11 protein-coding genes are annotated in these 12,458 nt (G+C 54.0%); 4 read left to right on the forward strand and 7 right to left on the reverse strand.

The window, feature by feature from the left end; genetic code table 11:
* Positions 1–35 precede the first annotated feature (35 nt).
* The 7 genes from DFO57_RS17655 to rpmH all read right to left on the reverse strand — a co-directional run bounded on the left by DFO57_RS17655 (position 36) and on the right by rpmH (position 5,621).
* Positions 36–779 carry a 4'-phosphopantetheinyl transferase superfamily protein gene (locus DFO57_RS17655; protein WP_015701322.1) on the reverse strand — a complete coding sequence of 248 codons (744 nt, stop codon included), beginning with the start codon at positions 777–779 and terminating at the stop codon, positions 36–38.
* 173 nt (positions 780–952) lie between these two features.
* The gene (locus DFO57_RS17660; protein WP_014607034.1) at positions 953–1,543 is read right to left on the reverse strand and encodes a malonic semialdehyde reductase; all 591 of its coding nucleotides are present in this window, start codon (positions 1,541–1,543) and stop codon (positions 953–955) included.
* 239 nt (positions 1,544–1,782) lie between these two features.
* On the reverse strand, positions 1,783–3,147 hold the full coding sequence (gene mnmE, locus DFO57_RS17665; protein ID WP_028716117.1) for a tRNA uridine-5-carboxymethylaminomethyl(34) synthesis GTPase MnmE: 1,365 nt from the start codon (positions 3,145–3,147) through the stop codon (positions 1,783–1,785).
* 89 nt (positions 3,148–3,236) lie between these two features.
* Entirely contained in the window at positions 3,237–4,883 is a 1,647-nt protein-coding gene (gene yidC, locus DFO57_RS17670) for a membrane protein insertase YidC (protein WP_110015554.1), read from the reverse strand.
* 2 nt (positions 4,884–4,885) lie between these two features.
* Entirely contained in the window at positions 4,886–5,143 is a 258-nt protein-coding gene (gene yidD, locus DFO57_RS17675; protein WP_014607035.1) for a membrane protein insertion efficiency factor YidD, read from the reverse strand.
* Positions 5,107–5,466: a ribonuclease P protein component gene (gene rnpA / locus DFO57_RS17680; protein WP_013023999.1), complete on the reverse strand. Its 360-nt coding sequence runs from the start codon at positions 5,464–5,466 to the stop codon at positions 5,107–5,109. Before rnpA ends, yidD begins: the two co-directional genes overlap by 37 nt.
* 14 nt (positions 5,467–5,480) lie before the next feature.
* A complete protein-coding gene (rpmH, locus tag DFO57_RS17685; RefSeq protein ID WP_000831330.1) occupies positions 5,481–5,621 on the reverse strand; it encodes a 50S ribosomal protein L34 in 141 nt (46 codons plus the stop codon).
* 596 nt (positions 5,622–6,217) lie between these two features.
* Here rpmH and dnaA point away from each other — a divergent pair.
* The 4 genes from dnaA to gyrB all read left to right on the forward strand — a co-directional run bounded on the left by dnaA (position 6,218) and on the right by gyrB (position 12,386).
* On the forward strand, positions 6,218–7,624 hold the full coding sequence (gene dnaA, locus DFO57_RS17695) for a chromosomal replication initiator protein DnaA (RefSeq protein ID WP_014332919.1): 1,407 nt from the start codon (positions 6,218–6,220) through the stop codon (positions 7,622–7,624).
* Positions 7,625–7,628: 4 nt separating this feature from the next.
* Entirely contained in the window at positions 7,629–8,729 is a 1,101-nt protein-coding gene (gene dnaN, locus DFO57_RS17700; RefSeq protein WP_014332920.1) for a DNA polymerase III subunit beta, read from the forward strand.
* 145 nt (positions 8,730–8,874) lie between these two features.
* A complete protein-coding gene (gene recF, locus DFO57_RS17705; protein WP_013023996.1) occupies positions 8,875–9,960 on the forward strand; it encodes a DNA replication/repair protein RecF in 1,086 nt (361 codons plus the stop codon).
* A gap of 17 nt (positions 9,961–9,977) precedes the next feature.
* Positions 9,978–12,386, forward strand: coding sequence for a DNA topoisomerase (ATP-hydrolyzing) subunit B (gene gyrB / locus DFO57_RS17710; protein WP_014332922.1), 2,409 nt, complete (start codon positions 9,978–9,980; stop codon positions 12,384–12,386).
* Positions 12,387–12,458 lie beyond the last annotated feature (72 nt).

The raw sequence follows: 12,458 nt of genomic DNA on the forward strand, positions 1-12,458 counted from the left end.
CCTGGGAAGTCGTGCGCTGGCGGCCTGTTACTGGGTCAGTATGAGGCCAGCGCGCGTCCATGCAGCGTCGTCAGACGCATCATTTTTGTCCCGTCATCCGGCTTATCTAACGCGATATCACGCAGTGCAGACCACTGGCCGCCGCCGGTGATTTCCCATAAGTAAAGGCGCCGCACATGGGGTGATAAAGCACAGGACCACACCAGCGTGGGCTCCGCATCGCACAGAATCTGCAGGTCGGTGGGCAGCGTTGTACGCAGGCGCCCGGCGCCGGGCAATAGCTGTAGCGAACGCAGCCCTTCTTCACCTGCGCCCTGCAGTTTCATTACGCTGTGGCGCAGCGTCCAGATCTGCGTCACGGCCTCAGGCACATCTTGTTGAGCATTGATCCAGGCGATTTCTCCTGAACTTAACCCCTGTACCATCAGCGCCTGCGTCTGACGACTGTGTGCCCGCACGATATCCATATCCAGGCCGACCTGACTGCGCTCTTCAGCCAGCAGGACGCCCACGGTATTCCCCGCGTAGGCAATATTGAAGTCAGGAAGATCGCGATCCGCAAAGGCCGGGCGGCCGTTATGACGCTTAACGATAGGCGGAAGACGATGAAGGCCGTAAATACGCTGCATGAGCTGTGCCAGCAGGATACGGGCCGCCAGAAATCGCCCTCGACGTTTATCCGCAAGATGCTGCGCGCTGTCGATGATGTCCTGCGGGATGGCGCTATCAGCCACCAACTGCCCGGGATTGCCTGTCCAACGAACAAAATGACCCGCCATCTGTCTCTCCATGAAAATGGTCAAATAATCATCAATCCCATTATAAGCGCTTTCCCAGGCTACCGCATACAGCTTGCCCTTTTTTCAGAAAAGCAGCAGGCTGGAGCCCTCACTACAGGCAGAAGTCACCAGCAGAAACGGGCGTTACGAAAAAGTCGTAACGCGCTGGGATATCAGACGAACTGGCAGGCTTGCTCAAGACTCAAGCGGGGCAGACGGGGAGGAAGTTTATCCGGGATGCCATAGCCCAGATTAATTAACAGATTCGCCTGCCAGGTGGTATCGGCAAAAAAGGCATCGTTAACTTTTAGCGGATCGAAGCCCGACATGGGTCCCGCATCCAGCCCCAGCGCTCGGGCTGCAAGAATTAGATAGCCTGCCTGTAAGCTACTGTTGCGAAACGCCGTCTCTTTGACTAAATCTGGCGTGTTAGTAAACCAGTTACGCGCATCGGCATGTTGAAACAGCATCGTCAGATGCTGATAAAACTCGCTGTCCCAGGCAATAATAACGGTGACCGGTGCGCTCATGGTTTTCTCAAGATTGCCGGACGCCAGCGCCGGTTTCAGCTTTTCTTTCCCCTCGGCGGAGGTGACAAAAACGAAGCGTCCCGGGGAGCAATTTGCTGAAGTTGGGGCCAGGGCAACGAGCTGGTAGAGCTGTTCCAGCAGGGCCTGTTCGACGGGTTTTTGCTGCCAGTGATTATGGGTGCGGGCGTGGTAAAAAAGGGTGTCTAGCGCGGCATTATCAAGCGATGTAGTCATATAACTCTCCAGGGAAAACATCCAGTATTCAACCTATACGGTGAGTTCACGTTTTTGGATGCGTTTCAGCCCGTCTCATTGCGTGATGTGCTTGTCGACGTCCAGCTGAAAACACGGCGTCATAACATCCAACTCTACAATAATCTACGCCACAACAACCAATAAGCAACACATGACGCGTTGGCCCGTAAACGGCGGCGGCTTCGTTTTACCGGGCCGATTACGGGCCATGTGCTGTGTTATTTGCCGATACAGAAACTGGAGAAAATTCGCCCCAGCAAATCGTCTGACGTAAATTCACCAGTGATTTCGCTAAGCGCCTGCTGCGCAAGACGCAGTTCTTCTGCCAGCAACTCGCCAGCCCAGGCACCCAACAGTTGGGATTTGCCCTGTTCAAGATGCGTAGCGGCAAGCTCCAGTGCCTGCAAATGGCGGCGACGAGCCAGGAAACCGCCTTCCATATTATCGGCAAAGCCCATGGTCTGTTTCAGATGGTCACGCAGTGTATCCAGGCCTTCGCTGGTTCGGGCTGACAGCCTGATGAGCGCGTGGCCATTCGCGTTGGTCAGTCCCCGTGTTTCACCGGTGATGTCCGCCTTATTGCGTACGACGGTAATCGGCAACTGAGGCGGGAGACGCGCGACAAAATCCGGCCAGATCTCCGCGGGCTCGGTTGCGTCCGTCGTTGTGCCGTCCACCATAAACAGCACCCTGTCGGCCTGTTCGATTTCATGCCAGGCGCGTTCAATACCAATACGTTCCACTTCATCGCTGGCCTCACGCAACCCTGCGGTATCAATGATATGCAACGGCATACCGTCAATATGAATATGCTCACGCAGCACGTCGCGCGTTGTGCCGGCAATATCCGTCACGATGGCCGCCTCACGACCGGCAAGCGCATTCAGCAGGCTGGATTTTCCTGCGTTGGGGCGGCCGGCAATCACCACCTTCATGCCTTCGCGCAACAGGCTGCCCTGTTTGGCTTCGGCACGCACGGCATCAAGATCGCTGATGACCGTATTCAACTGCCCTTCGATTTTGCCGTCAGACAGAAAATCGATCTCCTCATCGGGGAAATCAATGGCCGCCTCAACATAGATACGCAGGTGCGTCAGGGCTTCTACAAGATGATTAATGCGAACAGAGAAGGCTCCCTGCAGCGAGTTGACCGCCGAGCGTGCCGCCTGTTCTGAGCTGGCATCAATCAGGTCGGCAATCGCTTCTGCCTGGGCTAAATCGAGTTTATCGTTAAGGAAAGCACGCTCAGAGAATTCGCCCGGTTGGGCAATGCGCAGGCCAGGCAGCGCCACAATACGTTTCAGCAGCAGATCCAGAATCACCGGGCCGCCGTGGCCCTGTAACTCCAGCACGTCTTCGCCGGTAAAAGAGTGAGGGCCGGGAAACCATAGCGCGATTCCCTGATCCAGCACGCTACCGTCACTATCGTTAAACGATAAATAGTCGGCGTAACGCGGTTTGGGCAGTTTACCCAGTATCTGCTGGGCAACCTCTGCGGCTCGCGGACCGGAAATGCGCAAAATGCCAACGCCGCCCCGTCCGGGCGGGGTTGCCTGCGCAACAATGGTATCGCTATGGCTCATAAATTCTCTCTCACTACAAAAAACAAAGGCGGTCGCTTTGACCGCCTGAGCATAACCGTATTTATCGCGGGAAACCTCCCGCGACGGTCTTACGCTTTCTTCTTGTCGCGACTGTGTAAGCCACGTTTTTCCAGGCCGCGATAAATCAGCTGCTGCTGGAGAATGGTTACCAGGTTACTGACGATGTAGTACAGCACCAGACCTGACGGGAACCACAGGAAGAACACGGTGAAAATCACAGGCATGTACGTCATGATCTTCTGCTGCATCGGATCGGTCACGGTGGTCGGTGACATCTTCTGAATGAAGAACATGGTGATACCCATCAGAATCGGCAGGATATAGTACGGATCCTGTGCTGACAGATCGTGGATCCACAATATAAACGGCGCATGACGCAGTTCTACCGAGCCAGACAGCATGTAGTACAGGGCAAGGAAGATAGGCATCTGAATGACAAGCGGCAAGCAGCCACCCAGCGGATTCACTTTTTCTGCCTTATACAGCGCCATCATCTCCTGGCTCTGCTTCTGCTTATCGTCACCTAAACGCTCACGCATCGCCTGAATCTTCGGCTGCAGCATGCGCATTTTCGCCATCGAGGTGTACTGCGCTTTTGTCAGCGGGTACATGATGCCACGCACGATGAACGTGATAATGATGATGGAGAAGCCCCAGTTACCGATAAAGCTGTGAATGAACTTCAACAGTTTAAACAGTGGCTGAGAGATGAACCATAACCAACCGTAGTCAACCGTCAGGTCAAGGTGAGGCGCAATCGCGGCCATCTTGTCCTGGATTTCCGGCCCTACCCACAGCGTGGCATCCAGCGTTTGTTGCGCACCTGGTGCGACGGTTACCGGCGCAGATTTATAGCCGATTGCAGCAACGCCATTACCCAGATTGCTGGTATAAAGCGTGTTTGTCCCCTGCGTGCGCGGTACCCATGCGGTCGCGAAATACTGCTGCAACATTGCCACCCAGCCATTGCTGGTGGTGGTATTGAGGTTTTCGTTATCGGCGATGGTATCGAACTTAATCTTTTCGTATTTCGATTCGCTGGTGGAGTAAGCCGTTCCGCGGAAGGTGTGCAACGCAAAGTTGTTGCTGCCGGTATCACGGTGCTTAGGCAAATCGATCGTCTGTTTTAACTGACCAAACATCGACAATTCCAGCGGCTGCTGGCTGGTATTGTTAATGTTGTAGTCAACGTTAACCGCATAGTCGCCACGCTTGAACACGAATGTCTTGGTGTAAACAACGCCGTTTTCAGCGGTGAACGTCATCGGAACACGCAGTTCGCTCTGACCCTCAGCCAGTTCGAAGTGATCCTGAGTCGTGTTATACAGCGGACGCGCACCATTATTCGGGTTGTCCGGACCATTACGCCCGGTTAAACCACTTTGCGCCTGGTAAACAAACGACGGTGTGGTTTCCAGCAGCTCAAACGGCTTGTCAGAACCCAACTTATCCGGGTAAGTCAGCAGTTGAGCCTGGTCAACATCGCCACCGCGGGTGTTGATCGTTAATGACAGGACATCAGTCTTAACGGTGATCGTTTTACCCTGGCCGCTGGCCGGTACACCCTGGCCTGCAGCATCACCGGCTGCACTGTTTGTGTTCTGCGTGGTCTGGGTCTGCAAAGGCTTCGGAGCATGGTCCGTCTGCCAGGCTTGCCAGATCATGAAAGACACGAACAGAAAAGCGATGAGAAAGAGATTGCGTTGCGAATCCATCGTTAATGTTCTCTGGTATCAAAGGTTTTTGGCGGCACAGGATCGTCACCACCCGGGTTCAAAGGGTGGCATTTTAATACGCGTTTTAAAGTCAACCAACTGCCTTTTATCAACCCAAACCTGCGCAAGGCCTCAATTCCGTATTGAGAGCAGGTCGGATGAAACCGACAGTGTGGCCCCAGTAATGGACTGATGCCGCGTTGATAGACGCGTATCAGGACGATCAGGAACCGCGCGCCAGGCGACAGTGACGACGCCATAATTTCTCCAACGCTTCCGCCAACATACGGTTATCGAGATCGGCAACACCCTTCTTCGCAACCACCACAAAGTCCATCGACGGCAATTCATGTTGACGCAGGCGAAAGCTTTCGCGGGTCAATCGCTTGATCCGGTTGCGTTCGTGAGCGCGTTTCACATGTTTTTTCGCGACGGTCAGACCGATGCGGGGATACCCCAGCGCGTTAAGGCGGCCGAGAATAGTAATTTGCGGCGTGCCAGCCCGTTGTGGCTGCTGAAAGACGAAAGTGAAATGAGTGGGAGTTAACAAACGTAACTCCCTGGGAAATGCGAGCTTACCCATCAGGGTTAGCTTTATTACTTAGAAACGGTCAGACGAGCGCGGCCTTTAGCACGACGACGTGCCAGAACCTGACGACCATTTTTAGTAGCCATACGAGCACGGAAGCCGTGTGAACGGTTGCGCTTCAGTACGGACGGTTGAAAAGTGCGTTTCATGGCGATTTCTACCTAAACTTGAAAATTTTCACTGGGTGACGCGTTTCCGGACCAAAAAACAGACCGACGCCTCAATGTGTCTTTAATAAAGAGGCGGGATTGTAATAATTGTACAGTCCCGAGTCAATTTACTTCGCTTGTCGCGGTACCAGATAACCCGGATACAGCCCGCTGAGTCCGGGCATTGAGCTTTACGCGACAACGCCGGGGGAAGAATTATACGGGGTCTGCGTTAAAGCGCAAGGATCGCGCAGGATCTTATTGCGATCGACCTGCCGCAGGCGCAGACAAAAACGAGAGATCGTCCGAAAAATTGAATCATTCAGCGCGATCCCAGGTGGTTTTTTCTGCCACAGGCGTAGACTTTCCTTCGCGTTCATGTCCTGTGGATAAAAAGGATAAAAACTGTGTAGAAAGGGAAGATCTCTGTCGCGCTTTGCGCTATGATCCGCCCTTCCTCTGACGATCCTCTAATGATTGCAGGATGGAAAACCGCTGATAGCGGTCGCAGGCGCTTTCTTTCGTCTGTGTCAAAATGAACGTTTCTTAGATTAGCACCTACTTTTCTTATCGAATTTGTACGAGTGGAGTCCGCCGTGTCACTTACGCTTTGGCAACAGTGTCTTGCCCGTTTGCAGGATGAGCTTCCTGCCACCGAATTCAGCATGTGGATCCGTCCACTTCAGGCTGAATTAAACGACAATACGCTTGCCTTATATGCTCCTAACCGCTTCGTACTCGACTGGGTTCGGGATAAATACCTCAACAGCATCAATGCACTACTGAATGAGTTCTGCGGTGCGAATGTACCTCTGTTGCGTTTTGAGGTGGGCACGCGCCCGGTTCAACAAGCCGCAGCGGTCAGTCAGCCAGCGATGGCCAGCGTCAGCGCGCCGGCTGCACCGGTTCAAAACCGTCCGGCACCGGCACAAATTGTCCGCCCAAGCTGGGACAACGTCCCTGCGCCTGCGGATGTCACTTATCGCTCTAACGTTAATAATCGTCATAACTTCGATAACTTTGTTGAAGGTAAATCGAACCAGCTGGCACGCGCGGCGGCACGTCAGGTGGCTGATAACCCTGGCGGCGCCTACAACCCACTGTTTCTTTATGGCGGTACGGGCCTGGGGAAAACCCACCTGTTGCATGCAGTCGGCAACGGCATTATTGCGCGTAAACCCAATGCCAAAGTGGTTTATATGCACTCTGAGCGCTTTGTGCAGGACATGGTTAAAGCGCTGCAAAATAATGCTATCGAAGAGTTTAAGCGCTATTACCGTTCGGTTGACGCCCTGCTGATCGATGACATTCAGTTCTTTGCCAACAAAGAGCGTTCTCAGGAAGAGTTTTTCCACACCTTTAATGCGCTGTTAGAAGGCAATCAGCAGATCATCCTGACCTCGGATCGTTATCCAAAAGAGATCAACGGTGTTGAAGATCGTCTGAAGTCGCGATTTGGCTGGGGCTTAACGGTGGCGATCGAGCCGCCGGAACTGGAAACACGCGTTGCGATCCTGATGAAAAAGGCGGATGAAAACGATATCCGCCTGCCGGGCGAAGTGGCTTTCTTTATTGCCAAGCGTTTACGCTCTAACGTCCGTGAGCTGGAAGGGGCATTGAACAGGGTTATTGCCAACGCCAACTTTACCGGCCGGGCAATTACCATCGACTTCGTTCGTGAAGCACTGCGGGATCTGCTGGCCCTGCAGGAGAAGCTGGTCACTATTGATAATATTCAGAAGACCGTTGCTGAGTACTACAAAATTAAAGTCGCTGACCTGCTTTCTAAGCGCCGCTCGCGCTCGGTAGCGCGTCCGCGTCAAATGGCGATGGCGATGGCTAAAGAGCTGACTAACCACAGTTTGCCGGAGATCGGCGACGCTTTTGGTGGTCGCGACCATACCACGGTACTTCACGCTTGCCGTAAGATTGAGCAACTGCGTGAAGAAAGCCACGACATCAAAGAAGATTTCTCAAATCTCATCAGAACATTATCTTCGTGACGCTATGAAATTTATTGTTGAACGTGAACAGTTGCTAAAGCCGCTGCAGCAAGTCAGCGGTCCGCTAGGCGGTCGCCCGACGTTGCCTATCCTCGGCAATCTGCTGATGCAGGTTAATGAAGGATCGTTGTTACTGACCGGCACCGATTTGGAAATGGAAATGGTTGCACGGGTTGCCTTAACCCAGCCGCACGAGACGGGTGCGACGACCGTTCCGGCACGCAAATTCCTGGATATTTGCCGTGGCCTGCCGGAAGGGGCGGAGATAAACGTGACGCTGGAAGGCGAGCGCATGTTAGTGCGTTCCGGCCGTAGCCGTTTTTCGCTCTCTACCCTGCCCGCCAGCGACTTCCCAAATCTGGATGACTGGCAGAACGAGGTGGAATTCACCCTGCCTCAGGCCACGCTAAAACGCCTGATCGAAGCCACGCAGTTCTCTATGGCCCATCAGGACGTACGCTACTACCTGAACGGCATGATGTTTGAGACGGAAGGCGAAGAGCTGCGTACGGTCGCCACCGACGGTCACCGTCTGGCGGTCTGCTCCATGCCCATTGGCCAGGCGCTTCCCAGCCATTCAGTCATTGTGCCGCGTAAAGGGGTTATCGAGCTGTTACGCCTGCTGGACGGCGGTGATACACCGCTTCAGGTGCAGATTGGCAGCAGCAACATCCGCGCGCACGTTGGCGACTATATTTTTACTTCTAAGCTGGTGGATGGTCGCTTCCCGGATTATCGTCGGGTGCTGCCAAAAAATCCGGATAAAGCGCTGGAAGCAGGCTGCGATCTGCTCAAGCAGGCTTTTGCCCGTGCGGCGATCCTCTCTAATGAGAAATTCCGCGGTGTTCGTCTCCATATCACCGAAAATCAGCTAAAAATTACCGCTAATAATCCTGAGCAGGAAGAAGCGGAAGAGATGCTGGATGTCAGCTATACCGGCAGCGAGCTGGAAATCGGCTTCAACGTCAGTTACGTACTGGATGTGCTGAATGCACTTAAGTGCGAGAATGTCCGCCTGCTGCTGACGGATTCCGTTTCGAGCGTGCAGATTGAAGATGTGGTGAGTCCGGCAGCGGCCTATGTCGTCATGCCGATGCGTCTGTAGCACACGGGCTTTATTCGGGCAGTGCACCTGTCACGTACGCTGTATGCGTCAGGCTCACTGCCCGTGCGAAAAGGTGCGGTGCCGTTGACGTCCTTACTCACTGAGATTCGATAAACCTCATTTGCCCTTCACGCTGGATTGATTCATGGCTTTAACCCGCCTGCTGATAAAAGATTTTCGTAATATTGAACAGGCCGACTTAGCGTTAGCGCCAGGATTTAACTTTCTGGTAGGGGCGAATGGTAGCGGTAAAACCAGCGTGCTGGAGGCGATTTACACACTGGGTCACGGCCGTGCTTTCCGCAGTTTGCAGGCCGGCCGGGTAATTCGCCACGATCAGGCTGCATTTGTGCTGCACGGCAGGCTGGAAGGCCAGGAACGTGAGTTTTCGGTCGGGCTCAGTAAAAATCGCGCTGGCGAAAGCAAAGTGCGTATTGATGGCAGCGATGGCCACAAAGTCGCTGAGCTGGCACAGTTGCTGCCAATGCAGTTGATCACCCCGGAAGGTTTTACCTTACTCAACGGCGGTCCCAAATATCGTAGAGCCTATGTCGACTGGGGCTGCTTTCATAACACACCCGGTTTTTTTAATGCCTGGAGCAATCTGCGACGCCTGCTTAAGCAACGCAATGCGGCGTTGCGCCAGGTAACGCGCTACAGCCAGATTCGTCCCTGGGATCAGGAACTGGTGCCGCTGGCGGAGCAAATCAGCCAGTGGCGCGCCGACTACAGCGCAGCCATCTCGGCCGAAATTGTCACCACCTGTGCACAGTTCCTGCCCGAATTTGATCTGCGTTTTTCGTTCCAGCGCGGCTGGGACAAAGAAAGCGATTATGCCGAGTTGCTTGAGCGCAACTTCGAACGCGATCGCGCCCTGACTTATACCGCCAGCGGCCCGCACAAAGCGGATTTTCGTATTCGTGCCGAGGGCACGCCGGTGGAAGATTTACTCTCACGCGGTCAGCTTAAACTGCTGATGTGCGCATTGCGTCTGGCACAGGGCGAGTTCCTGACCCGCCAGAGCGGACGCCGCTGTGTTTACCTCATTGATGACTTTGCTTCTGAACTGGATGACAGCCGTCGCCGCCTGCTGGCGGAACGACTTAAAGCAACCCAGGCACAGGTTTTTGTCAGCGCCATCTCGTCAGAGCATGTAATCGACATGACTGACGAAAAGGGCAAGATGTTCCGCGTGGAACAGGGTAAAATAGCGGTTCAACCTAAAGATTAAATGAGCGAGAAACGTTGATGTCGAATTCTTATGACTCTTCAAGTATCAAAGTCCTGAAAGGGCTTGATGCGGTACGCAAACGCCCGGGCATGTACATCGGCGATACCGATGACGGAACCGGTCTGCATCACATGGTATTCGAGGTCGTGGATAACGCAATCGACGAAGCGCTCGCCGGTCACTGTAAAGATATTGTCGTGACAATCCATGCCGATAATTCGGTTTCCGTTCAGGATGACGGACGCGGAATTCCTACCGGTATCCACGAAGAAGAAGGTGTGTCGGCGGCTGAAGTTATCATGACCGTGCTGCACGCTGGCGGTAAGTTTGACGACAACTCCTATAAAGTGTCTGGCGGCCTGCACGGCGTAGGTGTTTCCGTTGTGAACGCCCTGTCCCAGAAACTGGAACTGACCATTCGTCGTGAAGGCAAAGTGCATCAGCAGATTTATCTGCACGGCGTACCTGAAGCGCCGCTGGCGGTTACGGGAGATACCGATGCAACCGGTACCCGCATTCGTTTCTGGCCAAGCCATGACACCTTCACCAACGTTACCGATTTCGAATACGACATTCTGGCGAAACGCCTGCGCGAACTGTCCTTCCTGAACTCTGGCGTATCGATTCGTCTGGAAGACAAGCGTGATGCAAGAAACGACCACTTTCACTACGAAGGTGGTATCCGCGCCTTTGTTGAGTACCTGAATAAAAACAAAACGCCTATTCACCCAACCGTATTCTATTTCTCAACCGAGAAAGACGGCATTGGCGTGGAAGTCGCACTGCAGTGGAATGACGGCTTCCAGGAGAACATCTACTGCTTCACGAACAATATTCCACAGCGCGACGGCGGTACACACCTTGCGGGTTTCCGCGCCGCGATGACGCGTACGCTGAATGCCTACATGGATAAAGAAGGCTACAGCAAAAAAGCCAAAGTCAGCGCGACCGGTGACGATGCCCGTGAAGGTCTGATTGCGGTCGTGTCGGTCAAAGTGCCGGACCCGAAATTCTCTTCACAGACCAAAGACAAACTGGTTTCTTCAGAAGTGAAATCGGCCGTTGAGCAGCAAATGAATGAACTGCTGGCTGAATATCTGCTGGAAAATCCGGGCGATGCAAAAATCGTTGTGGGCAAAATTATTGACGCCGCACGCGCTCGTGAAGCCGCACGCCGTGCCCGTGAGATGACCCGCCGTAAAGGCGCGCTGGATCTTGCTGGCCTGCCAGGCAAACTGGCGGACTGCCAGGAGCGCGACCCGGCGCTGTCAGAAATTTACCTGGTGGAGGGTGACTCTGCGGGCGGTTCTGCCAAGCAAGGCCGCAACCGTAAGAATCAGGCCATTCTGCCGCTGAAAGGTAAGATCCTGAACGTTGAGAAGGCGCGTTTCGATAAGATGCTGGCTTCTCAGGAAGTCGCCACGTTGATTACCGCGCTGGGCTGTGGCATCGGCCGCGATGAATACAATCCGGATAAACTGCGTTACCACAGCATCATCATCATGACCGATGCGGACGTCGACGGCTCCCACATTCGTACACTGCTGTTGACCTTCTTCTATCGTCAGATGCCAGAGATTATCGAGCGTGGTCACGTGTATATCGCGCAGCCGCCGCTGTATAAGGTGAAAAAAGGTAAGCAGGAGCAATACATCAAGGATGACGAAGCCATGCTGCAGTACCAGATTGCTATCGCCCTTGACGGTACCTCGCTGCATACCACCGCCAGCGCACCCGCGCTAGGCGGCGAACCGCTGGAAACACTGGTCGCTGAATTCAACAGCACTCAGAAGATGATCAAACGCATGGAGCGTCGTTATCCGATGGCCATGCTGCGTGCGCTGATTTATCACGACACACTGAGCGATATCAGCAACGAAGCGCAGGTGACCAGTTGGATTAACGGTCTGGTTAGCTACCTGACTGCACGCGAGGCGCACGGCAGTACCTATCTGGCCCAGGTGCGTGAGAACCGTGAGCAGAATGTCTTTGAGCCGGTTTTACGCGTTCGTACACATGGAGTGGACACGGATTATCCTCTGGATGCCGAGTTCCTGCAGGGTGGCGAATACCGCAAGATCTGTGCACTGGGCGGCAAGCTTCGCGGCCTGCTTGAAGAAGATGCCTATATCGAACGTGGCGAACGCCGTCAGCCTGTCAGCAGTTTTGAACAGGCGATTGACTGGCTGGAGAAAGAGTCACGTCGCGGCCTGTCAGTGCAGCGATATAAAGGTCTGGGCGAAATGAACCCAGAGCAGCTGTGGGAAACCACCATGGATCCGGACAGCCGCCGTATGTTACGCGTGACCATCAAAGATGCGATTGCCGCCGATCAGCTGTTCACCACGTTGATGGGTGACGCGGTTGAACCGCGCCGCGCCTTCATTGAAGAGAATGCGCTGAAAGCTGCAAATATTGATATCTAATCGCCCTGCGACAGACAAAACCCTTCCCACCGGAAGGGTTTTTTTTTGCCCGATACGTCTGACTGCCCTGCG

The sequence above is a fragment of the Pantoea sp. AG702 genome (assembly GCF_003182295.1).
Lineage (GTDB): Bacteria > Pseudomonadota > Gammaproteobacteria > Enterobacterales > Enterobacteriaceae > Pantoea > Pantoea ananatis.

What these genes read in the sequence shown, in the direction of transcription:
- DFO57_RS17655 (WP_015701322.1), bottom strand. Translation starts at nt 779, where the DNA reads ATGGCGGGTCATTTTGTTCGTTGGACAGGCAATCCCGGGCAGTTGGTG.
- DFO57_RS17660 (WP_014607034.1), bottom strand. Translation starts at nt 1,543, where the DNA reads ATGACTACATCGCTTGATAATGCCGCGCTAGACACCCTTTTTTACCAC.
- mnmE (WP_028716117.1), bottom strand. Translation starts at nt 3,147, where the DNA reads ATGAGCCATAGCGATACCATTGTTGCGCAGGCAACCCCGCCCGGACGG.
- yidC (WP_110015554.1), bottom strand. Translation starts at nt 4,883, where the DNA reads ATGGATTCGCAACGCAATCTCTTTCTCATCGCTTTTCTGTTCGTGTCT.
- yidD (WP_014607035.1), bottom strand. Translation starts at nt 5,143, where the DNA reads ATGGCGTCGTCACTGTCGCCTGGCGCGCGGTTCCTGATCGTCCTGATA.
- rnpA (WP_013023999.1), bottom strand. Translation starts at nt 5,466, where the DNA reads ATGGGTAAGCTCGCATTTCCCAGGGAGTTACGTTTGTTAACTCCCACT.
- rpmH (WP_000831330.1), bottom strand. Translation starts at nt 5,621, where the DNA reads ATGAAACGCACTTTTCAACCGTCCGTACTGAAGCGCAACCGTTCACAC.
- dnaN (WP_014332920.1), top strand. Translation starts at nt 7,629, where the DNA reads ATGAAATTTATTGTTGAACGTGAACAGTTGCTAAAGCCGCTGCAGCAA.
- recF (WP_013023996.1), top strand. Translation starts at nt 8,875, where the DNA reads ATGGCTTTAACCCGCCTGCTGATAAAAGATTTTCGTAATATTGAACAG.
- gyrB (WP_014332922.1), top strand. Translation starts at nt 9,978, where the DNA reads ATGTCGAATTCTTATGACTCTTCAAGTATCAAAGTCCTGAAAGGGCTT.